The 24,488-nt window shown below is 38.5% G+C and carries 29 protein-coding genes, 1 tRNA gene and 5 pseudogenes; 12 read left to right on the forward strand and 23 right to left on the reverse strand.

What is annotated here, in order from left to right; translation table 11 throughout:
- Window positions 1-95 precede the first annotated feature (95 nt).
- Together ACWYN3_RS18915 and sppA are read left to right on the forward strand one after the other, a co-directional pair.
- Window positions 96-548 (forward strand): hypothetical protein, encoded by a 453-nt coding sequence (locus tag ACWYN3_RS18915; RefSeq protein WP_456222510.1) that lies wholly within the window; start codon window positions 96-98, stop codon window positions 546-548.
- 14 nt (window positions 549-562) lie between these two features.
- The gene (gene sppA, locus ACWYN3_RS18920) at window positions 563-1,867 is read left to right on the forward strand and encodes a signal peptide peptidase SppA (RefSeq protein ID WP_456223077.1); all 1,305 of its coding nucleotides are present in this window, start codon (window positions 563-565) and stop codon (window positions 1,865-1,867) included.
- A gap of 92 nt (window positions 1,868-1,959) precedes the next feature.
- Here sppA and ACWYN3_RS18925 read toward each other — a convergent pair whose 3' ends face one another.
- Both ACWYN3_RS18925 and ACWYN3_RS18930 read right to left on the reverse strand, forming a co-directional pair.
- Complete coding sequence (locus ACWYN3_RS18925) at window positions 1,960-3,306, reverse strand: hypothetical protein (RefSeq protein WP_456222511.1); 1,347 nt, start codon at window positions 3,304-3,306, stop codon at window positions 1,960-1,962.
- A 170-nt stretch (window positions 3,307-3,476) separates the two neighbouring features.
- Window positions 3,477-3,773 (reverse strand): hypothetical protein, encoded by a 297-nt coding sequence (locus ACWYN3_RS18930; protein ID WP_456222512.1) that lies wholly within the window; start codon window positions 3,771-3,773, stop codon window positions 3,477-3,479.
- A gap of 286 nt (window positions 3,774-4,059) precedes the next feature.
- Between ACWYN3_RS18930 and ACWYN3_RS18935 the strand changes: the two are divergent.
- From ACWYN3_RS18935 to ACWYN3_RS18980, 10 genes and pseudogenes are all read left to right on the forward strand, one after another.
- Window positions 4,060-5,728 (forward strand): annotated as a pseudogene (locus tag ACWYN3_RS18935) (helix-hairpin-helix domain-containing protein).
- Between the two features lie 50 nt (window positions 5,729-5,778).
- Window positions 5,779-6,060, forward strand: coding sequence for a PfkB family carbohydrate kinase (locus ACWYN3_RS18940; RefSeq protein ID WP_456222513.1), 282 nt, complete (start codon window positions 5,779-5,781; stop codon window positions 6,058-6,060).
- Complete coding sequence (locus ACWYN3_RS18945) at window positions 6,026-6,622, forward strand: bifunctional heptose 7-phosphate kinase/heptose 1-phosphate adenyltransferase (protein ID WP_456222514.1); 597 nt, start codon at window positions 6,026-6,028, stop codon at window positions 6,620-6,622. The genes ACWYN3_RS18940 and ACWYN3_RS18945 overlap by 35 nt, the downstream gene beginning before the upstream one ends.
- Entirely contained in the window at window positions 6,565-6,762 is a 198-nt protein-coding gene (locus ACWYN3_RS18950) for a PfkB family carbohydrate kinase (RefSeq protein ID WP_456222515.1), read from the forward strand. Before ACWYN3_RS18945 ends, ACWYN3_RS18950 begins: the two co-directional genes overlap by 58 nt.
- A complete protein-coding gene (locus ACWYN3_RS18955; RefSeq protein ID WP_456222516.1) occupies window positions 6,762-7,115 on the forward strand; it encodes an SIS domain-containing protein in 354 nt (117 codons plus the stop codon). The genes ACWYN3_RS18950 and ACWYN3_RS18955 overlap by 1 nt, the downstream gene beginning before the upstream one ends.
- The gene (locus ACWYN3_RS18960; protein WP_456223078.1) at window positions 7,099-7,317 is read left to right on the forward strand and encodes a hypothetical protein; all 219 of its coding nucleotides are present in this window, start codon (window positions 7,099-7,101) and stop codon (window positions 7,315-7,317) included. The genes ACWYN3_RS18955 and ACWYN3_RS18960 overlap by 17 nt, the downstream gene beginning before the upstream one ends.
- Window positions 7,318-7,327: 10 nt before the next feature.
- Window positions 7,328-7,573, forward strand: coding sequence for an adenylyltransferase/cytidyltransferase family protein (locus ACWYN3_RS18965; protein WP_456222517.1), 246 nt, complete (start codon window positions 7,328-7,330; stop codon window positions 7,571-7,573).
- A gap of 28 nt (window positions 7,574-7,601) precedes the next feature.
- Entirely contained in the window at window positions 7,602-7,820 is a 219-nt protein-coding gene (locus ACWYN3_RS18970; RefSeq protein ID WP_456222518.1) for a hypothetical protein, read from the forward strand.
- 17 nt (window positions 7,821-7,837) lie between these two features.
- On the forward strand, window positions 7,838-8,668 hold the full coding sequence (locus tag ACWYN3_RS18975) for a glycosyltransferase family 9 protein (RefSeq protein ID WP_456222519.1): 831 nt from the start codon (window positions 7,838-7,840) through the stop codon (window positions 8,666-8,668).
- Between the two features lie 166 nt (window positions 8,669-8,834).
- Entirely contained in the window at window positions 8,835-9,338 is a 504-nt protein-coding gene (locus ACWYN3_RS18980; protein WP_456222520.1) for a SixA phosphatase family protein, read from the forward strand.
- 21 nt (window positions 9,339-9,359) lie between these two features.
- On the opposite strand, the pseudogene ACWYN3_RS18985 reads toward ACWYN3_RS18980, so the two are convergent.
- From ACWYN3_RS18985 to ACWYN3_RS19085, 21 genes and pseudogenes are all read right to left on the reverse strand, one after another.
- Window positions 9,360-10,225: pseudogene (locus ACWYN3_RS18985) on the reverse strand (AMP nucleosidase).
- Window positions 10,226-10,353: 128 nt separating this feature from the next.
- A pseudogene (gene clpX, locus ACWYN3_RS18990) lies at window positions 10,354-11,596 on the reverse strand (ATP-dependent Clp protease ATP-binding subunit ClpX).
- Window positions 11,597-11,599: 3 nt separating this feature from the next.
- Window positions 11,600-12,291 (reverse strand): annotated as a pseudogene (gene clpP / locus ACWYN3_RS18995) (ATP-dependent Clp endopeptidase proteolytic subunit ClpP).
- Window positions 12,292-12,728: 437 nt separating this feature from the next.
- Window positions 12,729-14,084 carry a trigger factor gene (tig, locus tag ACWYN3_RS19000; RefSeq protein ID WP_456222521.1) on the reverse strand — a complete coding sequence of 452 codons (1,356 nt, stop codon included), beginning with the start codon at window positions 14,082-14,084 and terminating at the stop codon, window positions 12,729-12,731.
- Window positions 14,085-14,560: 476 nt separating this feature from the next.
- Window positions 14,561-15,058 carry a Fic family protein gene (locus ACWYN3_RS19005; protein ID WP_456223079.1) on the reverse strand — a complete coding sequence of 166 codons (498 nt, stop codon included), beginning with the start codon at window positions 15,056-15,058 and terminating at the stop codon, window positions 14,561-14,563.
- A complete protein-coding gene (locus tag ACWYN3_RS19010) occupies window positions 15,052-15,369 on the reverse strand; it encodes a hypothetical protein (RefSeq protein ID WP_456222522.1) in 318 nt (105 codons plus the stop codon). The genes ACWYN3_RS19005 and ACWYN3_RS19010 overlap by 7 nt, the downstream gene beginning before the upstream one ends.
- Before the next feature lie 113 nt (window positions 15,370-15,482).
- Window positions 15,483-15,564, reverse strand: a tRNA-Leu gene (locus tag ACWYN3_RS19015).
- Between the two features lie 116 nt (window positions 15,565-15,680).
- A complete protein-coding gene (locus tag ACWYN3_RS19020; RefSeq protein WP_456222523.1) occupies window positions 15,681-16,481 on the reverse strand; it encodes an ABC transporter substrate-binding protein in 801 nt (266 codons plus the stop codon).
- A gap of 76 nt (window positions 16,482-16,557) precedes the next feature.
- The gene (locus tag ACWYN3_RS19025; protein WP_456222524.1) at window positions 16,558-17,214 is read right to left on the reverse strand and encodes an ABC transporter ATP-binding protein; all 657 of its coding nucleotides are present in this window, start codon (window positions 17,212-17,214) and stop codon (window positions 16,558-16,560) included.
- Window positions 17,215-17,255: 41 nt separating this feature from the next.
- Window positions 17,256-17,561 (reverse strand): ABC transporter permease, encoded by a 306-nt coding sequence (locus tag ACWYN3_RS19030; RefSeq protein ID WP_456222525.1) that lies wholly within the window; start codon window positions 17,559-17,561, stop codon window positions 17,256-17,258.
- Complete coding sequence (locus tag ACWYN3_RS19035) at window positions 17,542-19,059, reverse strand: FtsX-like permease family protein (RefSeq protein WP_456222526.1); 1,518 nt, start codon at window positions 19,057-19,059, stop codon at window positions 17,542-17,544. Before ACWYN3_RS19035 ends, ACWYN3_RS19030 begins: the two co-directional genes overlap by 20 nt.
- Window positions 19,026-19,574 carry an ABC transporter permease gene (locus ACWYN3_RS19040; protein WP_456222527.1) on the reverse strand — a complete coding sequence of 183 codons (549 nt, stop codon included), beginning with the start codon at window positions 19,572-19,574 and terminating at the stop codon, window positions 19,026-19,028. The genes ACWYN3_RS19035 and ACWYN3_RS19040 overlap by 34 nt, the downstream gene beginning before the upstream one ends.
- Window positions 19,575-19,678: 104 nt before the next feature.
- Entirely contained in the window at window positions 19,679-20,098 is a 420-nt protein-coding gene (locus ACWYN3_RS19045; protein ID WP_456223080.1) for an ABC transporter permease, read from the reverse strand.
- A gap of 112 nt (window positions 20,099-20,210) precedes the next feature.
- Window positions 20,211-20,870 (reverse strand): annotated as a pseudogene (locus tag ACWYN3_RS19050) (ABC transporter permease); the annotation flags it as partial.
- Window positions 20,867-21,073 carry a hypothetical protein gene (locus ACWYN3_RS19055; protein ID WP_456222528.1) on the reverse strand — a complete coding sequence of 69 codons (207 nt, stop codon included), beginning with the start codon at window positions 21,071-21,073 and terminating at the stop codon, window positions 20,867-20,869. The gene ACWYN3_RS19055 and the pseudogene ACWYN3_RS19050, both read right to left, overlap by 4 nt.
- The gene (locus ACWYN3_RS19060) at window positions 21,070-21,525 is read right to left on the reverse strand and encodes an ABC transporter permease (RefSeq protein ID WP_456222529.1); all 456 of its coding nucleotides are present in this window, start codon (window positions 21,523-21,525) and stop codon (window positions 21,070-21,072) included. The genes ACWYN3_RS19055 and ACWYN3_RS19060 overlap by 4 nt, the downstream gene beginning before the upstream one ends.
- Window positions 21,522-22,073 (reverse strand): ABC transporter permease, encoded by a 552-nt coding sequence (locus ACWYN3_RS19065; protein WP_456222530.1) that lies wholly within the window; start codon window positions 22,071-22,073, stop codon window positions 21,522-21,524. Before ACWYN3_RS19065 ends, ACWYN3_RS19060 begins: the two co-directional genes overlap by 4 nt.
- A gap of 11 nt (window positions 22,074-22,084) precedes the next feature.
- Complete coding sequence (locus tag ACWYN3_RS19070; protein ID WP_456222531.1) at window positions 22,085-22,525, reverse strand: ABC transporter permease; 441 nt, start codon at window positions 22,523-22,525, stop codon at window positions 22,085-22,087.
- A gap of 38 nt (window positions 22,526-22,563) precedes the next feature.
- Window positions 22,564-23,067 carry an ABC transporter permease gene (locus tag ACWYN3_RS19075; protein WP_456222532.1) on the reverse strand — a complete coding sequence of 168 codons (504 nt, stop codon included), beginning with the start codon at window positions 23,065-23,067 and terminating at the stop codon, window positions 22,564-22,566.
- Window positions 23,025-23,552, reverse strand: a complete 528-nt coding sequence (locus ACWYN3_RS19080) for an ABC transporter permease (RefSeq protein ID WP_456222533.1) — start codon at window positions 23,550-23,552, stop codon at window positions 23,025-23,027. The genes ACWYN3_RS19075 and ACWYN3_RS19080 overlap by 43 nt, the downstream gene beginning before the upstream one ends.
- On the reverse strand, window positions 23,521-24,462 hold the full coding sequence (locus ACWYN3_RS19085; protein WP_456222534.1) for an ABC transporter permease: 942 nt from the start codon (window positions 24,460-24,462) through the stop codon (window positions 23,521-23,523). The genes ACWYN3_RS19080 and ACWYN3_RS19085 overlap by 32 nt, the downstream gene beginning before the upstream one ends.
- Window positions 24,463-24,488: the final 26 nt, after the last annotated feature.

Raw genomic sequence — 24,488 nt, forward strand, 5'->3', positions numbered from 1 at the left:
ATAAAAAGCCAATGTATTAAGAACCGGTTTAAAATTAGATGATAAATCTAAAACAGTTTCTTAATATATTTACAAATTAAATATTAAACATCCATATGAGAGAATTTTTTAAATATGTTTTTGCTACCATCGTAGGGATTATTATTTCTACAGTACTTATAGCCATAATTTTCATAGTTTCTGTAGTCGCAATAGTCTCTTCAATAGACAGTGATAAAACTGTGGATGTTGTCAGTAACTCTGTGCTTTATCTTAACCTTGATCAGACAATTAGAGAGCGTACTCCAAACAAAACCCTGGATAACCTGCCGATTATTGGCTCAAACACCGGAAAAAGCCTTGGCTTCAACGACCTGATGAGAGCCTTAAAAAAGGCGAAAACAGATGATAATATCAAATGTATCTATCTGAATGTAAGCTCACCAAGAGCAGGGAAAGCAACCTTAAAAGAAATCAGGGATGCCTTAATCGATTTTAAAACAAGCAAGAAAAAGATCATCGCCTATAGCGAAGTCTACACACAGGATGATGCTACCTTGCTTCTGTAGCTGATAAAGTTTATCTGAACCCACAAGGCGCTTTAGAGTTTAAAGGCTTTAGTTCTCAGCTTACCTTTTTCAAAGGCGCTATGGAGAAACTGGGCGTAGAAGCACAAATCATTCGTGTCGGCAATTATAAAAGCGCTGTAGAACCTTTCACCAATGATAAAATGAGTGATTATAACCGTAAGCAGGTTACCGCTTACCTTGGAGGTTTATATAATGTTTTCCTTGAAGGCATTTCAGTATCCAGAAACATCCCGAAAGATAGTCTGTATAAAATGGCTGATACCTATAGAATTCAATCACCAAAAGATGCTTTAACTTATAAAATGGTCGATGGCCTGAAGTACAAAGACGAAGTGATTGATGAATTGAAATCATTAAGCGGAACTGGTAAAAAAGAAACTATTGCTACAGTTAGTATCAATGACTATGCATTGAATCAGAAGCAGGATAATAGTGACAGCAAAAATAAAATAGCTATCATTTATGCCAACGGTGATATAACAGGCGGTGAGGGCAGTGACGAATCCATTGGTTCAGAACGCATTTCACGTGCGATTAGAAAAGCAAGACAGGACGACAAAATCAAAGCCATAGTTCTTCGTGTCAATTCAGGTGGAGGAAGTGCTTTAGCATCAGACGTAATCTGGAGAGAAATTATTCTAAGTAAAAAAGTAAAACCAGTAATTGCCTCATTTGGTGACGTAGCTGCTTCCGGCGGTTATTATATTGCCTGTGCCGCAGACTCTATCTTTGTACAGCCCAATACCATTACCGGTTCGATCGGTGTATTTGGAATTATCCCGAATTTCCAGAATCTGTTAACCAATAAAATAGGAATTACTTTCGATGGTGTAAAGACTGGCCAGTATGCTGATATTATGAGTACAAACCGTCCATTAACCCCAGGAGAAAGATTAATTATCCAAACCGATGTCAATCACGTTTACGATAGCTTCATCACAAGAGTAGCCGACGGCCGTAAGAAATCATCAAAAGCCTATATCGATTCAATCGGTGGCGGACACGTTTGGGTGGGTACAGACGCCGTTAAAAACGGTTTGGCCGATAAGATTGGGAGCTTCAACGATGCAATCGTTGCTGCCGGTAAAAAAGCTAAGTTAAAAGACTACAGAATTGTTGAATACCCTGAGAAAATGGATCCACTAAAATCTTTCCTTTCAGATGCAGGAGATAATGTAAGAATGTATTATGCAAAACAAGAATTTGGTGATAACTTCATGCTGTATCAGCAACTAAAGAAAGTAGTAATCAGCAGCGGTGTTCAGGCAAGAATGCCATTTGAGATAAAGATTCAGTAATCAGAAAAAACAAGCTGAAAAAATAATAAGAAAGGCCTTTTAGCTATTGTAATTATCAATAACCAAAAGGCCTTTCTTATTGAATAGCATGATCAGATAAAATCCAGACCATCCTGACTATTTTGCACCGGCAAATGAATAAACAGGAAACTTATAATTATTATAAGTGGCAAAAAAAAATCCTTCCCACAATGCTCAGGCAGCGTAGCCATTCCAAAAAGCATTGTTGAATAATCAATCCCCTGAACCTCATTCGCTCTCCAGGCAGGATCCTTAATACTATACCTCCATAAAATATCATATTGAGTTCCTGGAAGTTTATAAACACCTTTATTACTTCTATACAAGCTCATCAAATCATTCTTTGCCATAGGATTAACCGGAATAAAACCCCCTATAATATGCGGAGAAACGACCTTCCCGGCATTATCATTAATACGATTTGCGTGATAACCAGAAGGATCACTTCCTGCTCCCAGCCCCCATTCGTAACCTGCCGCCCCCGTGGCAGTAGAAAACCATTTTTGATCAGCAAGCATTGAGTTCTTCATATAATTCATGTAAACAGAACTTGCCGAATACGGCTGACACAGATAATAGCAAAATTGGGGAATAAAATCAGAAAGAAATGAGCCCGGGTAATCCGTCAGGACTTCATTATTGAAATACGTCGATTTAGGCAAATTAGCAGGGTTTCCATAATAATTAGTCCATAGGTTGGTTGCTGGCCCGCCTTTTCCATTCTCGGCTTTATAAGCCAGATGTGACAGCAGCATATATTCATTATAAACAGAAGTAATCCCTATCCCGTTGCCTTTTGCATCAAGTGTAAGGTACAGTTTACCAGTTGCCGGATCAGCAATCGCCTTAGACCAGTCAATAGATTGATATAAAGAATCAGCAAGACCGGCGATCGTAGTATTTCCACTAAAATAGCTCTTACAAAACAACGCACCCGATACCATAATAGCTGCATCAACCGTACTATATTCAGAGCCCCATTCCTGTGCCCCAGTTTCCATATTTACAAAATGGCGTGGAAAGCCTGCTGTATTCACATCCAGCTTAAAAACCTGATCATGTCCTAATAAAGTTCTTAAAGTAGTAATCGCTTGTCCACTTCCATCAGTGATCCATTTCATTCGGTCTGCGACACAAAGTGAAACAAGTCCGATCCCAATATTAGCCACAGAAGACGGATGATAATCAGTCCCGCTGAACAATTTCGAGTCCCTGTAAATCCCCTTAGTATTACGCTGCATTTCATACACCCGATAAGAATTCCGGAATAAAGCAGCTAATGTATCAGCTGCACCATCCTTTACTACAGGCAGCGTAGGAGAAACCGGTTCTCCTTTATCTTTTGAACAAGAGAAAATTCCCACAACGAATAACATGGGTAAAACATACAATCCGGCTTTTCTTAAATTTTTCATCATCCTGATAGAAATTACAACAATTATCTCATATTCAGCCCTTAGTTCAGGATTTATTCCATCCGGGATACATTGTTAAATAAACTTCATTAACAGACTTGTTTACAGGATGTATAGTAATTGCCATACAAGTATCTTTCTGTACATCAAAAGCAATCCCTTTCGACTCTGCATCATAGACAATAAGCTGTCCTTTTGTTTTTGCATTCGTATAAAACGCAGCTCTTTTGAGTGTCGGATAAATAAATAGCTTTTAATTTTGTCAGAGTGACACCAGTATGAATCCCTTCTGCTGTACTAAAGTCATTGGAGGCAACAGAAATTTGTTTAACGTCCTTGATCACCATATTGCTATCACGATATGAAGAAAAGATAATCGTAGGCTTTTTCTTATTCCAGATCCCCAACGCACTGCCCATAGCTGCATCACCGTCATCGGCCTTTCCCAATAATTTAAATACAGTTTTCATATCCTGACCCAGATAAATATTTCCAGCCTGTTTACCTGCAATAAGCAGCTTAGTACTGTCAACTTTTTTTTCTTCTTTCGCATATGCAACACTTTCAGTTGAAACTTTTTTTTTTTTTGTTGATCAGCGGAAGGATTACAGGCAGCGGCTACACCAATCAATAGCAGCCCCAGAGTGTTTATTTTTTTCATTTGAATTTTATTAAATTCATATACCATAGGTTAATAACATTATCATAAATACATTGTTCGGAAAAAACGCTTCTTTTTATTTATTTTTGCAACAAATGGAAAACAAAACCATAGCCCGCAGTCTCAGACTCCTTTCTCAATTAATGGAGCTTCACAATGAGAACCCGTTCAAAATAAAGTCGATAGCGAATGCCGCCTTTAAAGTAGATAAGCTACCCTATGCAATCAATACTAAAACCATGGCAGAGATCGAACAGATCGACGGTCTGGGTAAAAGCACCGCTGCAAAAGTTTGGGAACTCCTTCAGACAGGAACCATGACTGAACTGCAAAACATTCTTGCAGAGACACCAGAAGGAATAGTTGAAATGCTGGGGATCAAGGGTATTGGTCCAAAAAAGATTGTCGTAATCTGGAAGGACCTTGGTATTGAAAACGTTGGAGAACTCTATTACGCCTGTAATGAAAACCGCTTAATAGAAGCTAAAGGTTTCGGTTTAAAAACACAGGAAGAAATCAAGAAAGTCATTGAATTTAAAATGGCGGCTCAGGGCAAATTCCTGTATGCACAAGCAGAAAACTGGTTAACATCCTCACTCCAGAACTTGAATCCTGGTTAAACAAAACAGAGAAAGCAGCTCTGTTAAACATTGCAGGAGAATACCGCAGATATCTGGAAATCATAGAAGAACTTGATTTTATTATCGGAGCAGAGGATCCTTCAGTTGTTATAGCGAACCTTTCATCACTCAAAGACCTCACATTTGAAGCTCAAACAGAGAATCTGTTTACAGCAATGAGTCCTTTTGGTTTAAAAATACAGCTTCACATTTATCCAAAAGCAGATTTCTATCTGAACCTGTTTAAGCTAACCGGTAATGAAGCCCACGTACTCGAGGTATTAAAACTATCCGGAAACGGCCCATTCACAGACGAGCTGTCTATCTATACAAAAGCAGGATTAGCATTTGTAGAACCAGAGCTTAGAGAAGGGCTTGATGAAATAGAACTGGCAAAAAGCAATAACCTGCCACAGCTAATCACCTATACCGACCTTAAAGGCAGTCTTCACACAATCACTCTACATACATGGAGTGACGGTGTACACACTTTAGAGCAAATGGCCGTTTATTGCAAAGACACCCTTAACCTGGAGTATCTGGGAATGTGTGATCACTCTAAATCAGCATTTTACGCCAACGGATTAAACGAACAACGCATCTTCGCACAACACAAAGAAATTGATGCCCTGAACGAAAAACTGGCACCATTTAAAATATTTAAAGGAATTGAAAGTGATATCCTTAACGACGGATCACTCGATTACAGTGACGACGTATTAAAAACTTTCGATTTCGTCGTAGCTTCTGTCCATAGCAATCTAAGGATGGATGAAGAAAAAGCAACGGCAAGGCTGATCAAAGCAGTAGAAAACCCTTATACTACAATTCTGGGTCACCCTACAGGACGCTTATTGTTAAGCCGTAAAGGTTACCCTATAGACTATGCCAAAGTAATTGATGCCTGTGCCGCCAACCATGTAGTCATTGAAATCAATGCCAACCCACTGCGTTTAGATCTGGATGGAGATGGCACCGTTATGCACTGGAAAAAGGCGTACTACTATCAGTCAACCCCGATGCCCACCGTATGGAAGGCTTCCGCGATATGCATTATGGGATATATATAGGCAGAAAAGGTGGTTTACAAGCCAGACAATGTCTGAACGCATTTTCACTGGCTGAGATTACCGCTTTTTTTTAACACAGCAAAAACCGGCATATAAGCCTATCTTTGAAACCTAATACACTACCATGCTTGCAGAAAAATTATATAATGCACAACATCTGAGTCAAAAGCCTAAGATCCTTGTTATAGGTGACCTGATGCTCGATCATTATATCCTTGGCAATGCGTCCAGGCTTTCACCAGAAGCACCTGTTCCCATTGTCAATGTCAAAAAAGAAAATAAAATAATTGGTGGTGCAGCAAACGTTGCCAGTAACCTGATTGATTTAGGAGCCCGGGTATCACTGGCTGGTATTATTGGCCGTGACAGTTTTGGAGAAGAAATCAAAACTATCCCTGCAGACTAAAAACATTGAGACACAGCTTATTTTAACTGACGATTCACGTCCTACTACAGTAAAGACAAGGGTAATTGCATCTAATCATCAAATCGTAAGAATTGACCACGAGCAGACCCATGACATTTCAGCTGAGCTGGAAAAAGATTTCCTGAACGCACTTTACAAGCACATTGAAGCTAGTGATATTATTATTCTTTCTGACTATAACAAAGGCTTGCTGACCAAAAATCTGTGTCTGGATATCATTGAATACTGCAACAAACTGCAAAAAAGAATAATCGTTGATCCTAAAGGATTGGATTATACCAAATACAAAGGTTCGTTTATGATTAAACCGAACCGTAAAGAACTGGCAGAAGCAGCCAAGACTGAAAAAATAGGGACTCCGGAAGAACTTGTAAAAGCTGCTGAAGTTATTTTCGATACAACCGATGCAGCCTATTTAATTGTGACCCTTTCGGAAGGCGGAATAGCAATTATCACTCCTGAGAACCACAGATCTTACCAGTTATGGCAACCGAGGTTTATGATGTTACCGGAGCCGGGGATACAGTCATTGCAACATTAGCCTATTGCTTAACGTTAGGACTTACAGTAGAAGAAGCCTGTCATATTGCTAACTATGCTGCTTCAATTGTCATTAAACACATTGGCAGTGCCACTACAACGGTTGATGAGATCATAGCCGCAATAAAAACAAATAACTAATGGTATTAGAAGAACTTAACCATCATAAAAACACAATAAACCAGGTCATTGCCCTGCTGGTTCCTGCGATAGAGAACGGATGTAAATTAGTTACAGATACAGTTCTCGTGGGAGGAAAAATATTAGTTGCCGGGAATGGCGGCAGCGCAGCTGATGCACAGCATATTGCCGCAGAACTAACCGGAAGATACGTTAAAGACCGTAAAGCTTTACCAGCAATTGCCTTAACAGTAGATACCTCAGCCTTAACAGCGATCAGTAATGATTATGGTTTTGAAAGAGTAGTATGCCAGACAACTGGAAGCTTTTGCTACCCCCAACGATCTGTTTATAGCCATATCAACCAGCGGTAACAGTCCTAACATTATACGGGCATTAGAAAAAGCCAGAGAATTAGGCTGCAAAACTATTGGATTATCCGGCAGAGATGGCGGTCAGATGAATAATTTATGCGATCTTAATCTTATTGTGCCGGATGACGTTACAGCCCGCATTCAGGAAATGCATATTCTGATAGGCCATATCTTTTGTAAAGCAGTAGATAATTTATTCTAAACCCAGAAACATGAGCATAAACCATTCATTAAGCCATAAAATCGTTTCTTTAACTGAATTAACCCCGCTTGTCAATCACTGGAAGAGCGAAGGCAAGAAAATTGTATTTACTAACGGCTGCTTTGATTTATTACATGCAGGCCATATTACCTACCTGACTGAAGCTGCAAGCCTGGGAGATATCCTGATTATCGGACTTAATTCTGATGATTCTGTAAGCCGGATAAAGGGCCCTTTCAAGACCTGTCAACAATGAAACCACCAGATCAGTTGTATTAGGTGCAATGTCTTTTATTGATGCTGTTGTATTTTTCAATGAAGACACCCCTTTAGAGCTTATTAAACAAGTCCTGCCAGATGTATTGGTTAAAGGAGGTGATTATCAGATCGAAAACATTGCAGGAGCAAAAGAAACTATCCAAAATGGTGGTACTGTACAAGTACTTAGCTTTTTACCAGGATATTCCTCTACTGCTATTATTGATAAAATAAAAAATTCCTAAGCGGATCATTAACCATCATGCCATTGAAAATACCTAAAAAGATACTGGTAATCAGATTCAGTTCAATGGGTGATATTATTTATACCACTCCCGTTATCCGTTGTTTAAAATTACAAATACCGGGCTGTGAAGTTCATTTCCTTACCAAGGAACAGTTTAAATACATCTATCAGCAAACCCCATATTTAACTAAACTACACTTCTTAAAACCAACCTTATCAGAAACGATTAAGGATATTAAAGTGGAAAAATTTGATCTGATTATTGACCTGCATAATAACCTGCGGACTACACTGATCAAATTAGCCACAGGCATCCCCTCTTCTACCTATAAAAAAGACACGATCAGTAAATGGTTAGCCCTTAAATTCAGGTGGACTAAACTTTTTTCTAAAGAGCATCTGGTAGACAGATATCTGGAAACAGTGAAATTTCTTGGCGTACAAAATGATAATAAACCAATTGATTATTACGTCGCTAAAGAATATCACTTAGCAGACCTCCTTCCTGAGTCTCACAAGGATAAATTTATTGCCTTCGTAATTGGTGCGACACATTTCACTAAACGGTTACCCAACCACAAGATTATAGAGATCTGTAAAGACATAAATCTACCAATCGTACTGTTAGGTGGTAATGATGTAAAAGCTAACGCAGAAGAGATTAAACTGGCTTTAGGTGACAAAATATATTCGACCTGCGGTTTAACCAACTTAGATCAGTCAGTATTTATCGTTTCCCAGGCACATAAAGTGATCGGGTTTGATACCGGGCTGACCCATATTGCCGAAGCATTCGACAAACCAATAGCCTCTGTATGGGGGGTGGTACAACTCCAGAATTATTAGGTGTTTACCCTTATAAAATTAAAAACTCACTAATTGCAGGCATTGATTTATCATGCAGACCATGTTCTAAATTCGGGCTGGAAAAGTGTCCGCTTGGACATTTCAACTGCATGGAAAAACTTCCGGGCGAGATAATTGTTAATTTCTCAAACGAATAACAGAAAATATGGCTAAACAACTGGTATTAGTAAGACATGGTAAATCTGACTGGGCAGCAGGCGGAACGCCTGATTTCGACAGACCTTTAAACCATAGAGGTAACAAAAATGCCCCTGAAATGGCGGAGCGTATGGGTAAAAAGAATCTTATCCCTGATTTATTAGTTAGCAGTCCGGCTAAAAGAGCCATTACTACTGCAAAACATTTCTCGGAAACCTGGAATATACCTAAGGAGGACATCCTTAAAGAACCCTCAATTTACGAAGCAAATACAACAGCCTTATTAGCAATTGTCAATAAATTTGATCCTCAATATAATCGGGTGGCACTTTTCGGGCATAATCCCGGATTGACAGATTTTGTAAACTATCTTGCTGATGCACACCTTTATAATATGCCAACAGCAAGTGTAGTATACATAGATTTCCCATTTGATGACTGGTCTCTGGTAAGCCATCATACAGGAAGTCTATTTTTATTTGATTATCCTAAAAACATGGATCCTGTTTAAAAAACCTGTTCAAACAGATTCTTAGAATTTAAGGTGTTTAACAGTTAATCCGTTATTGATCAATTGTTTCAATGAATCAATACCAATTTTCAAATGTGAATCTACATAATTTGTAGTCACGCTACTATCGCTTTCAGTAGTTTTCACACCTTCAGGAATCATTGGCTGATCAGAAACTAACAATAAAGCACCAGTAGGTATTTTGTTTGCAAAGCCTGTAGTGAAAAAATTGTAGCTGTTTCCATATCCACTGCCATTGCTCTCAAAGTCTTAAGATATTTTTTAAAATACTTATCATGCTCCCAAACCCTGCGGTTAGTTGTATAACAGGTACCTGTCCAGTAATCGCGTGAATGGTCACGGATCGTTGTAGAGATTGCTTTCTGCAAAGCAAACGCTGGTAGTGCAGGCACTTCGGCCGGCAGGTAATCATTTGATGTACCTTCTCCCCTGATTGCAGCAATCGGAAGGATTAAGTCTCCTAATTGATTTTTCTTTTTCAAGCCCCCACATTTCCCTAAAAACAATACTGCTTTAGGCATAATTGCAGTTAATAAATCCATCATGGTTGCCGCCATTGGGCTCCCCATACCAAAATTGATAATGGTAATGCCGTTGGCGGTAACACTTTGCATTGGCTTATCCAATCCCATGATTGGTGCATTATCATTCCATTCCGAGAACATTTGTACATATTTACTGAAATTTGTCAGTAAGATATATTCTCCAAATTCTTCCAGCGGACGGCCAGTATATCTTGGTAACCAATTCTTAACTATATCTCCTTTAGATTTCAATCCCGGTTTTAATGGTGAATCTACTTCTTTGTTCTTTTTTGATTTTTCTACAATAGCCTCGTCTTTTTTTACTTCTTTTTCTTCGTTCATATCTTTAATAATTATTGACTGCACCATAGCAGTCAGAGCGGACATTCTTTTTTCAGGACAAACCTCCTGATACTGGTAAAATAACAAGTTAAAAAAAAATCCCCGTTAAAACGGGGATTTTAAATTCTTTAGGCAGCTTTTAACTTCTTAAAGTCTGCCTTTTCAAATTTCTCCACCGCATATTCGAGCGAGATAACAAGCTCCTTAATACTTGGATCGGACGGGATGTCAAACATCGCGTCCAGCATAATAGCCTCACAAATAGATCTTAATCCCCTTGCTCCCAGCTTATATTCCATTGCCTTGTCTACAATAAAGTCTAAAACTTCATCTTCTTCGAATACCAGGTTTACACCTTCGAATTCAAACAACTTAACATACTGACGGAATAAAGAATTCTTAGGTTCCGTTAATATATTACGTAAAGCTTGTTTATCAAGAGGGTTCAGGTGAGTCAGTACCGGAACACGGCCAATCAGTTCAGGAATCAGACCAAAGGATTTTAGATCCGCTGGGGTGATATACTTATACAAATTGTCCAGATCAAGTTCAGTCTCATCCTTTTTCACTTTATAACCTACTGCTTGTGTGCGTAATCTGTTGGCAATTTTACGTTCAATACCATCAAATGCACCACCGCAGATAAACAGGATATTATTCGTGTTTACCGGAATCATTTTCTGATCAGGATGTTTACGTCCCCCCTGAGGCGGAACATTCACGATTGTACCTTCCAGAATCTTTAACAAAGCCTGTTGTACACCTTCTCCTGATACATCTCGGGTAATGGAAGGGTTATCGCTTTTACGCGCAACCTTATCTACCTCATCGATAAAACAATTCCGCGTTCTGCAGAAGCAACATCATAATCCGCAGCCTGAAGCAAACGGGTAAGGATACTTTCTACATCTTCACCTACATAACCTGCTTCTGTTAATACCGTAGCATCACAGATACAGAAAGGTACATGAAGGATTTTAGCGATTGTTTTCGCCAGTAAAGTTTTTCCTGTACCAGTTTCACCAACCAGCATAATGTTAGATTTCTCAATCTCCACTTCATCCACTGTATCTATCTTCTGTCCTAACCGCTTATAGTGGTTATATACAGCTACAGAAAGCACTTTCTTAGCATCATCCTGTCCAATAACGTATTGGTCAATATGAGCTTTAATCTCCATTGGCTTTAAGAGGGGGCCGAAAGCATCCAGTGATTTAGCTTGTTTATTGCCAAATTCCTGGAGCACCAGCTGGTGAGCCTGTGTCACGCATTTATCGCAAATGTATGCATCAAGCCCTTCAATAAGCATTAAAGTATCCTGCTTACTTGAACGCAAAAAGAGCAACGGGATTCTTTAGTTTGTTTAGCCATTATCTATTTTTTATTCGAACCTAATACTTCATCAATCATTCCGAAGCTTTTAGCTTCATCAGCTTTCATCCAGTAATCACGATCAGATGCTTTTTCAACCCATTCGTAAGTCTGTCCTGAATGGTCAGAAATGATATCATATAATTCTTTTTTCAATTTAAGCATTTCTCTCAAATTGATCTCCATATCTGAAGCCACGCCTTGTGAACCTCCAGAAGGCTGGTGGATCATCACACGTGAGTGTGTTAATGCCGCACGTTTACCTTTAGCACCTGCTACTAATAAAACCGCACCCATTGATGCTGCCATACCAGTACAGATTGTAGCTACATCAGGAGTGATGTACTGCATCGTATCATAAATACCTAAACCAGCGTAAACAGATCCACCTGGTGAGTTGATATAAATCTGGATATCTCTGTTATTATCAGTTGACTGCAAGAACAGTAACTGTGCCTGCCTGTGATATTTGCATTACCGTCATGGATAGCATCACCTAAAAAGATAATCCTGTCCATCATTAAGCGTGAGAACACATCCATCTGAGCAACGTTCAACTGACGTTCTTCAATGATGTACGGTGTCATGCTTTTTGGGGAACTATTTGTATGACCAATATAACGATCAACATTTAAGCCGTTTATACGGTGATGTTTAACTGCGTATTTTCTAAATTCGTCTTTATCTATATTCATCTGTATATATTTTACTTTTTTAGTTGTCAGATGGAGCTCGCGAAGAGCTCGGTTCATCTGTATATATTTTACTTTTTTAGTTGTCAGATGGAGCTCGCGAAGAGCTCGGTTCATCTGTATATATTTTACTTTTTTAGTTGTCAGATGGAGCTCGCGAAGGGCTCGGTTCATCTGTATATATTTTATCGGGTTTCTTTTTTTTATTTATCCGGGGTTCTTTTGATGAAAGATTTCCCCTTTATCAAATCCAAAGTAATCAAACTAAGTTGACAAAATTATTTGGCTATTGTAAAATTAAGAGTCAGTTTAAATTTAGATAGTGAAATTGTTTCAGTTTTATTAGATAAATTTCAAACGACTCCAGATAGATCATATATAAATAAGGCGGCTTTAATAAAGCCGCCTTACGATAAGATTAAAGAAATTTGAAGAACCTGTTATACAGTTTCAACTAACTCCTGAAATTTATTATAAGCTATATCTTTTTGGTCTAAAGTTGCAACCGATTGAATATATTCAAACACTTTGATTGCTTTCACTTCTTCGAAGATACGGTTTGCATTGTCTTTTTCCTGCAAGAAAGTAGCTGTGTATTGAGACAACTGATCTTCCGGCATAGGAGCTGGACTGTACATTCTGAATTGTGCATCTAAACGTTGTTTAGCCGTTTGGAACACATCTTCGTATTTAATTTCGATACTGTTGTCTTTAATGATTTTGTTCTCAATTAAAGTCCATTTCAGGTTTTTCGCGAAATCATTGTAACCTTCAGCCAGTTCTGCATCAGATAATTTTTCGTTCGTAGCTTTTAACCACTTACGTAAAAATTCATCAGGCAAATCCATCTTCACGTTTTCAGTTAACTGAGTGTACATATCGTTTTGCAGTTTGCGATCCGCGTCCTGTTTGAACATACCTTCAATTTCTTCTGTGATTTTAGCAGTGAAACCAGCTTCGTCAGTAACGATACCTTCACCAAATATTTTATCAAAGAACTCCTGGTTCAAATCCGATTCTTCTAAACGGTTGATATTTTTAACCGTCACCTTGAATTTAGATTGTAAATCTTTAGCTTCTTCTTCACCAATGTTCAACAATTTAGCAATAACTGCTGCATTGTTGCCTAATGTTTTCTGAATATCTAATTCAAGTACAGCATCTTTTTTAAGACCGATTAAAGATTTTAAAATTGCTTTGTCTTTAACCTGATCTAAACGGATAGAACCTGTATTGGTTATTCCACCTTCAAAAACTGAACCATCAGGAGAAAGTTGTGCTAATTCGGCATAAAGTACATCATCATCTGCCGAAACTTCCGGGTTTGTCATTTTGCCATAGCTGCGACGGATGTTTTTGATACGTGAAGCTAAAGTTTCATCGTCAGCTTTTACGTTGTATTGCGTAAATTTATCTTTAGCAGTGATGTTAACTTCAACAGCCGGAGCTAAACCAATTTCATAGTCAAACTCAAAAGCATCAGTACCATCCCATTTAAAATCTTTTGTGTTATCTACAACCGGAACTGGCTGACCAAGGATTTCAACTTTATTTTCTGTTAAGAATTTATTCAGGTTTTCGCTTAATAAAGCGTTTATAGTTTCAACAAGGATACTTCTACCATTTTTTTTTTTGATGTGTGCTGCAGGAACCATTCCTTTACGGAAACCTGGAAGGGTAGATTTTTTCGCTTGTTCTTTAATAGTTTTATCGACCTTTTCAGTATAATCTTCAGGCGAAATTTTAATTTTTACAACTGCATTTAAGTTGTCAATCTTTTCCTGTGTAATATTCATCTTTCTAAATCAATGTGTTATAAGTGTCTTTTTCTTGAAATCCCCGCGGATTACCGGAGGACGATTAGTATGAAGAATATAAGCTCTCCGATACCCCTTCTTCAATAGAGGTGCCAAAAATATTAATTTTCTTGAATAACACCTACTTAATTATCAAATTGTGTCCTGAATGTTATTTTAAACCACATATTTCAAACAGAATTATGCACAGGTAATACTAAGGGAACCTGACAAATATTGAAAATAGTGCTATAAAGGGTTACCTGAGGCCCTCTTATAACAGAAGAAGGTTTAACATGCGTAAGACATCTATGTTGGGAAGGGGTTGGTAAGGCCAATGGCCTTACCAACCCCTTCCCAACATAGATGTCAACACGACCACAAACACTAGTTCCACGAAAGTGACAACGTTTACCTAACTGCTTTTAAATTTTTGTGCGGATGAAGGGACCCGAACCCCGTGCATTGGATTGTATTTATAATCTTTTACCTTTTTTCCCCGGCTTAAAACTCATGGTGAAGTTCTGAGTCAGGTTTTTTTTCTTTTGATCCATTTCCTTTTGCATTCTGTTTATAGCTGTTTCTGCAAAAAAAACAGTTAAAATATCTGTATCCTGATGTCTGGCAGACTGTTTTAAGGCTTCAATATAGGCAGCTTTTTCAACTGTACCAATAATCACATGGGGCTGATTGAACTTGGCCAGTATAAAGTTTGAAATCAATCGCCCGGTTCTTCCGTTCCCATCAGGAAAAGGATGTAAGTAGATAAAAAACTGGTGAAATCTTGTACTAATGTCCAGTGGATGAAGTTCAGCTTTTTCAATTGCATTTTGTGTAGAATTGATCAGCGAAGGCATACGGGCAATATTCATCTTGTAATCACCAAAAACTGTATCTCCAGCCGCCATTTGGGTATCAGTATATTCACCCGGTTCGTAGCCCTTGGAGAACTTAATCGTGTTTTCAGTTAATATTTTTGGGTTTGTTTGATCAGTCCCTCCGTCAGCGGTTGTTCCAGATTGTTAAACAAAAACTCATAAGCTTTGAAATGGTCAAGAATTTCATAAGCTTCAAAGAGAGACCGGTTTTGCAACTTTAAATTGATTCCCTGTTCTCTTAATTCACGGGTTTCATCTACTGTAAAAGTATTACCTTCTACCGCACAGTTATGGGCTGAAAATAAAATCTCATTGTATTCTCTGAAATCTTCAATACTGAAACTTTCAACAATTGTTTTGTTGTAGTCCAGTACCAGTAAATCATATTTCTTAAGTAATTCCTCCATTTTTGTACTCCTATAATAGTACAAAAATAGCCTAATTTTCCAGACTAGTTGCAAGTAAAAAAAGCGCTTAAAGTAAAAGAGGTGATAGATAATTAAATCTATCACCTCAATTGTGCGGATGAAGGGACTCGAACCCCCACGCCGTGAAGCGCCAGATCCTAAGTCTGGTGCGGCTACCAATTACGCCACATCCGCAGTTAGTTAGGAATTGTTTTTGTTTGGACTGCAAAGATAGAGATAGTTATCAATTATCAAAAACCTTTTGCATTTATTTCACCTCTAAACAGCTAACACATTCATTCTAAGCCAATTTATTTTAATTCTTTTTGCAACTGAAACAAATACTGAACTGCTTTTACTAATCTGCTGCCATACCAGGAGAACATTTCTCCGTCCACGAGCATAACTTTAGCCTCAGGAATTGCATTTTTCAACTCCTCAATATGTTTTTCCCTGAAAGGATACGGTTCAGAAGACAATAAGATCAGTTCAGGCTTTAACGCAGCCAGTTCTTCAACCTCAATTTCAGGATAACGATCTGCTTTGATTACATTGGTAAGCCCGTTTTTTGCTAGTATATCATTAATGAAAGTATTTCTTCCGGCAAGCATATAAGGCCCCTTCCAGATCAGGTAAGCCACCTTTTTATCTATCCCCTGCTCTAAAGCCAAAGTTTGCAGATCTGTAAACCCCGCATTGATGATCAGATAATTCAGATAAGCTGCTTCGGGCTGCCTGTCTACCAATTCCGCAATCTGCGTAATTGTTCTCATGGCATCTTCGAGCGTAAAGATGTCACTCATCCATACCGGAAACTCCTTTTGCAGTTGTTCTATATCTTCTTTCGTATTTTCTTCCTTATTGCCAATAATCAAATCCGGTTTCAGACTTCGGATCAGCTCAAGGTTTAATTTCTTTGTCCCTCCTACCTTTGTTTTGGATTTGAACTGCTGCGCAGGATGAATACAAAATTTAGTAAGTCCTACAACTTCATCGTTCAAACCCAATTCAAACAGCAATTCAGTTTGTGAGGGTACGATAGAAATAATCCGCTTTGGCGGATAATTAATGGTAATGGTCTGATCAAGCTGATCGGTAAACTGACGAAACATAAAGCAAATATAATTATCTCAGAGCCATTTTAAACAGGTTCCTATACAACCACCTGAAGATCCTCGCTGATTACTCTCATACTCCATCAAGTAAATGTAAAATACGTGTTCCATAACCTGCGTTAATTTCAGAATGCGTAACCTGGATAATTGTTATATTTTCTTCTTCGTTCAGCTTTTTAAACAGCTCCATAATTTGAAGCGCCTGAGCAGACTGTAAATTTCCGGTTGGCTCATCTGCCAGGATAATCAGCGGTTGTGCAGCTAAAGCCCTTGCAATACCCACCAGTTGCTGCTGACCGCCGGATAGCTGGTTTGGAAACAGGTCTTTTTTAGCGACCATATTAAAGCGGTCAAGCATTTCTGCTACACGGCTTTTACGTTCAGCACTACCTACCTTCTTATACAATAATGGAGCTTCAATATTCTCAGCGACAGTCATTTCATCTATTAAATGATAAGCCTGAAAAACAAAACCAATATGATTTCTGTAAAGTTCTATTCTTTTACGCTCATTTAAAGAAACTACATTTTCACCCATAAATTCATAGGTACCATAAGTAGGCTCTTCCAGCATCCCTAAAATATTCAGCAAGGTAGATTTCCCGGCACCGGAAGGCCCCATAATAGAAACAAATTCACCTTGTTTGATTGTAGTACTTACATGTCTGAGAATATAACTTTTCAGCCCTTTGTTCGCATAGTATTTTTCTATATTCTGTAATTGTATCATCTTTTGATAAATATAAGGTTTACTCAATTAATTATATTGTTTTATTCGTCTTTCAGCGCATCAACCGGATTTGTTCTTGCGGCTTTGAAAGAGCGAAAACTTACTGTTACAAGTGTTATTCCCATAGAAAGGAACATGGCAATAGCAAATGGCCAGATACTGAGTTCTATACGGTAAGTATAACGTCCCAGCCACTTCTCAATAAAGATATAGGCGACAGGCCAGGCAACAAGGTTCGCTATAAGCACCATGATCATAAAAGAAGAATTCAGCATATTGACCAATTCCAGCGTACTTGCACCCAGAACTTTACGGATAGCCATTTCTTTAGTTCTTTGCGTAGCCACAAAAGAAATCAAACCGAACACAACAGACCAGACCAATAAAAGAGATAAAGATAATTACTGCAGCAAAAACCTTAAACAAGGTTCCCATGATTCGCTCACTTTCGTAATATCTATTGATATCATCTTCCATAAAAGCCAAACCAAATACATGTTCAGGATAAACAGAGTTCCAGATTGCTTCTATATTTCTCATAGTTTCGGGAATACTTTTAGCATCCATTTTTACTGCAATACTTGTGGACATATTTTTTCTCTTAACGACTATTATAGGAGGAATAGCATCTCTGAGACTTGTACTATTAAAGTCTTTTACCACCCCAACAATCGGCACACTAACAGGGTCACCTCCTAAATGGATTCTTTTCCCAATCATATCTTCAGGTCGCAGAATATTCAATTTTTTCATCAAAGTCTCATTGACAACATATTCTTTCAGGCTATCATTTTCAGAGAATCCTCTGCCAGCTATCAGTTTTAAATCAAAAGTCCTGAAATAATCCTGGTCCGCAGATTTACTGTTTACCTGGAAGTCTGCATCTTTTGTCCCCTCAAAAGAAAAATTACCAAAAGTATTATTACGGGAAGAGGGGGCTTCACTAGAAAAACTAGCATCCGTTACCCCAGGTTCACTCCTTATTCTGGATTTTAGTATCCCATATTTCAACTGACTCAAACTATCACTGGGAATATCTACCAAAGCGATTGCAGAAGGATTAAATCCCAATGGCTTCTCTCTGATATATTTCATCTGCTTCAGGATCACAAGCGTTCCCGTAATCAGAATAATAGTAATTGCAAATTGCATGACAACCAACACTTTTCGTAAAACACCGGATCCGCTATTGCCAATGCTCACCTTATTTTTAATAGCCATTATAGGATCAAAACCAGACATCACCAATGCAGGATAAAAACCTGCAGCTATACCAACAAACATAACCAGTACTGCCATGAAGACAAAAATAACCGGATAGGTAAACAGGCTAAAAGAGGTTTTTTCCCTGAACAATGCTGTCATACTGGGCAATGCAGCCTCTGTTAATATGCAGGCAATCAATAGCGCAAACAGCGTAATCGTAAAAGTCTCTGTTAGAAACTGTATCATCAGTTGTTTACGCCTGCTCCCCATTACTTTACGAACCCCTATCTCTTTAGAACGACTTACGGCCTGGGCAGTGGCCAGGTTGATAAAGTTAATACAGGCGGTAATCAGTAAAAACACACCGATTACGATTAAGCCTATAAGTTCATTTTTAGTGGTAATTTTACGCGCGAAATTACCATAACGTTCATCCTGGTGGACCTCACTTAAAGGCTGGAAAAAATGATCTGATTTTCCAACACCCTTCTCTGTATAATATTTTTTCACGAAGGCATTCTTTGGTCCCTCAAGATCTTTTACATCTGCTCCTTTTTTCAATAAAATATAACATTGAGAGTCGGAAGAAACTGCTCCCCAACTCTTCAATTTCGCATTCTCATAACCTGCATAAGCCATAGCAATTTGTATCGGGTTACTATTACTCTGTGCGTCATACCCTCAAACACACCGGTTACTTTAAGTATTGTTTTGTTCTTATATTCTAAAGTCTGTCCGACTGCCTTATGCCAGTCACCAAAAAATTTCACAGCCATTTCTTTTGACAGGGCCACGGTATTTGGTTCTTTCAACGCCTTTTGCGAATCTCCCTCTAACCATTGGTAATCAAATATTTTGAAGAAAGCGGGCTCAACAAAAAATGCGTCTTCAGCCGTTTTAAGCTTCACCTTTCCAGACTCATCTTTTACTTTAAAAATCCCCCCGCTGCTTTGTATGGCTGCAACTTCTTCCAGCATCCCAAAGTCATTGCGCATTGCGGGTGCCAAAGGTCTGGGCACTCCGCTTTGAAACTCTTCACCCTGAGCATATTTCCAATAAGAAACGACTCTGTAAATCCTGTCTTTATTGACAAATTGCTGATCAAAACTGAGCTGATATCTGATAAAGATAAAAATGAGGATACAACTGGCCATCCCGATAGATAGTCCGCCACATTAATAAAAGTATAACCTTTATTTTTCCAGAGATTTCTTAGTGCGATTTTGAGATTAAGTCTAAACATCTGTTTGTCTTTTAATTATTCGTATTTCAATGCATCTATAGGATTAGTTTTCGCAGCCTTATAAGAGCGGAAACTTACTGTAATCAGGGTAATACCCAGAGAAATCAACATCGCAAGAGCAAAAGGCCAGACACTCAATTCTATACGGTATGTATATCCTGACAACCATTTTTTGATAAAAATATAGGCTACAGGCCAGGCGATCAGATTTGCTAAAAAGATCATCAGGACAAAAGAAGTATTTAACATAGTGACTAGTTCCAAAACACTTGCACCCAAAACTTTGCGGATAGCCATTTCCTTTGTTCTTTGCGTAGCAACAAAAGAAATCAGACCAAATAAACCGATAAATGAAATAAAGATGATGACAAGGGCAAATACTTTGAATAGCGTGCCCATTACCTGTTCGGTCGCATAGTAATTGCATCCTTTCATCCATAAAACCAGCCGAATACACCTGCTCAAAATAATATTCGTTCCAGATTTTCTCTATATTTTTCATGACCGCCGGGATTTGCTGTGCGTTCATTTTCACCGCCATAGTCTCAAAACGATCATTACGGGTTATCATAATTATTGGTGAAATTGATGCTCTCAGATTCAGGTTATTAAAATCTTTCACCACGCCAACAACCGGCCCGCTGATCCCTCCAAACAAGATCTTTTTCCCAATTGCATCCTGAGGATTGACAATGCTTAATTTTTTCAATAAAGTTTCATTCACCACGTATTCACGGGCAGTATCACTTTTACTTTTAGCCAGGTACCTGCCCGCCAGAAGCTTTAAGTCAAAGGTTTTAAGATAATCGTCATCTACGACTTTAGTATTCGCCTGAAAATCTGCATCAGTTGTACTATCAAAAGCAAAAGCATTATTTGTGTTATCACCAGAACTAGGTGCATCACTACAAAAACTAACAGCTAACACCGGGGGCTCTGCCTTAATTCTGGTTTTTAAAATCTCATATTTCTGTCTGCTCAGGCTATCTGATGGAATATTGACAAGGGCAATTGCAGACGATGTAAATCCTAGAGATTTTTCTCTCATAAATTTCATTTGCATCAGAATAACAAGCGTACCAGTAACCAATACAATAGTTATCGCAAATTGAATTACAACCAATACCTTACGAATCATACCTCCACCAGTACCGATATTGATTTTATTTTTAATCGCCAGAGCCGGACTAAATCCTGACATGATCATTGCGGGATAAAATCCAGAAAAAACCCAACAAACAAGACCATGCAAAGGATAAAGACAAAGATGACAGGCTGCTCCAGCAGGTTAAAGGTTATCCTTTCTTTAAACAAAGCAGACATACCTGGCAAAGCAATTTCTGTAAGCACGCAAGCCAGCAGTAGTGCGATAAAGGTCAGGATCATTGTTTCTGTTAAAAACTGGATCATGAGTTGTTTTTTTCCACACTTCCCATTACCTTGCGTACACCAACTTCTTTAGACCTGCCTACTGCTTGTGCAGTAGCCAGATTCACGAAATTGATGCACGCGGTAATTAGCAGCAACACACCTATCACTGTAAGGCCAAGCAGTTCACTTTTACTGGTTTTCTTACCAGAAAAACTACCAAAACGATCATCCATATGTATATCCTTAAGCGGCTGAAAAAGATGATCTGGTTTTCCAATAGTCTTTTCTACATAATATTTTTTCAGGAATGCATTTTTAGGCCCTTCCAGATCGGCTACTTTTACACCTTCTTTCAGTAAAATATAACATTCAGAACCGGAAGAAACAGAACCCCATCTTTTTTGATTTCTGTCTTTAAAGCTTGCATAAGAAATTGCAATGTTGATCACATTACTATTATTCTCAGGAACATCAGCAAATACCCCCGTCACTGTAAGATCTTTGTTATTCTGGAAATTGATCGCCCTGCCAACAGCCTGCGCGCCAGTCTCCAAAAAATTTTCTCCGCAGTTTTTTGTGAAAGCGCAACTGTATTTGGCAGCATTAGAGCTTTCTCCGGATTACCTTGCAGCCATTTGTAATCAAATATTTTAAAGAATTGCGGCTCAACATAAAATGCGCTTTCCTGAGTCTTTATTTTTATATTTCCTTTGGAATCTTTCACCTTAATCATCCCAAAAATCCCCTCTAATGCTGCCACCTGTTCCAGCATGCCAAAGTCATTTCTCATCGCAGGGACCAGAGGCATCGGCACACCACGACCAAAATCTTCTCCACCTGCATAGTAGACATGGCTGACAACCCTGTATATTCTGTCTTTGTTTTTATATTGCTGGTCAAAACTCAATTGATAACTGATAAATAAATAGATCAGGATACAGCCAGCCATTCCAATAGCTAATCCGGCTATATTGATAAAAGTATAACCTTTATTTTTCCAAAGATTCCTGAAGGCGATTTTAAGATTGAGTTTAAACATGACTAATTCTATTATTCAGATTTTAATGCTTGAACCGGATTTGCCTTAGCTGCTTTATAAGTTTGAAAACTTACTGTAATCAAAGCTATACCTAAAGTGCTCATTGCTGCCAGTGAAATCACCAGCCAATTGACCGTGGTATGAAATTCAAAACTTTTCAACCAGCCGGACATAATATAATTTGCAGTTGGCACGCCAATAATTATAGCCACCATAACCATTTTCAGAAAACTTAAAGAAAGGAGCTGCATCAGATTACTTACAGATGCACCCAGTACCTTTCTAATCCCTATTTCTTTTGTTCTCTGTTCAGCACTATATGCTGCCAGGCCAAATAAACCAAGGCAGGAAATGAAAATTGCCAGCCCACCAAACAGGTTGGATAAAACACCTAATATTCTTTGCGTATTTAATTTTTGTGCGTACAATCGATCCACATAATTGATTTCCACAGGATATGCCGGATTAATTTCTTTAGCAATTTTTGCTATTAAGACCAGGTTAGCTGCTGGTGGGTAGCCGGATTTAAACGCATGGTTACCGTTCCTCCCCAACCTTTATAGAATGCGATGACCATTGGGCGATTAGTTTGAGTAGCCGAACCCCAGATAAAATCATCAAAAACGCCCACAATAGTCCGCTTCTCTCCTTGATAGAGTACCGTTTGGCCTACAGGATTAGCCAGGTTCATCCGTTTCACAGCCGAACGGCTCACCATAACCGCAGCACTGTCAGAAGCAAAGTAAGGAGAGAATTCTCTTCCTTCCAGTAATTTAACCCCCGTAGTTTTAATAAAATCATAAGCTGTAGCAATCTGATCAAAAGTGAACAACTTATCGCCGAGATTAGACCCCGGCCATTCCATACCCGAAAAACTTGAGCCATCCCTGGATATCGTACCTGAGGTCTGTGCCAGAGCTGTTACAGCTCCGGATTGCAGCAGCTTTGCTTTTAACAGATCAAACTTATTATATAAATCACCGTCCTGCTCCATCTCTCAACCAATTCACCCTTATAACCAACTGGCCTGTCTTTAATAAACTGGATCTGCTGATAAATGACTGTAGCTGCAATGATCAGAATAACTGCAAAACTGAATTGTCCAATCACTAATATCTGCCGGAGACTGATGAATTGCCCTCGGTTTTTAGTTCCTTTCTTCTTAAGGATTTGCACCGGATTAAAAGACGACAAATAGAATGCCGGGTAACTTCCGGCAATTAAACCTGTTAACAGAACAACTGAAATCAATCCCGCCCATATGTAGAAATTTGAATAGCTGACCCCCAGCTTGATATTCAACAGGTTATTAAATAACGGCAAAGCTAATTCGATGATCATAATTGCCATGATCGCACTGCAAAAAGTCAAAACCAGAGATTCCATCAAAAACTGGCTGATCAGGCTTGCACGAGTTGCACCAATAGTTTTTTTAATCCCAACTTCTTTAGCCCTGCGTTCTGATTTTGCCGTAGCCATATTCATAAAATTGACACAGGCAATCAATCAATAAAATCCCTATGGCCAGCCCCATAATAAATAAACGAACCTGTTCAATGTTCCCTCCTATACTTTTTCCGTTAACAAACTTATCGTAGAGATGTAACTTGCTTAATGGAAAAACAGAAGCGTAATACCTTGAACCAGGGTGATATTTATCCATTATCCCTTTAATATCTTTATTGAAAGCTTCAATGTCCGTTGACGGATCCAGTCTGACTACTGTTGTCCAGTTGAAATTAGTCCATTGTAAATTTTTCACCCAATCAAATTGAGTCTCATAAAGAGACCAGGGCATCAGAAAATCAAAATAAACAGAAGTATTACCTGGAAGATCCTTAATCACCCCTGTGATTTTAAGATCCATTTTGTTCTCGAAACGAACTGCTTTATTTAATACATCGGTTGTTCCAAATAATATTTTAGCAGTAGACTCTGTAATAATTACATTGTTTGGTGCACTGAGTGCAGTTTTCCGGTCACCTGAGATAAAAGTATAATCAAAAACATTAAGAATATCAGCGTCAGCAAAACGTCCGCTTTTTTTAAAACTTTTGGTTCCGTTCGCTATTAATTTCGGCCCTCCCCACTCAAAACGACTCATGGCTTTAACAGCAGGATAGTTCTCTTTCAGAGTTGGCCCGATTACATTTCCAGTATTTGCTCCTGTGTTTTCAACTTTTTTATTGATATCCAGCGCATTAGTCATCACTTTATAAACATGAGCATCATTACCTCCATGATTATCATAGCTCCATTCGTAGGATACATACAGGAGCAACAACAAGCAGGAAGCTAGTCCAATGGCCAGACCACTGATATTTATAAATGAAGAAGTTTTATTTCTCCAGAGGTTCCGTAAGGCTATTTTCAGATTAAGTTTAAACATGTATGGTTAGGATATTAATTCAACAA

This window comes from Pedobacter sp. NJ-S-72 (genome assembly GCF_053890575.1).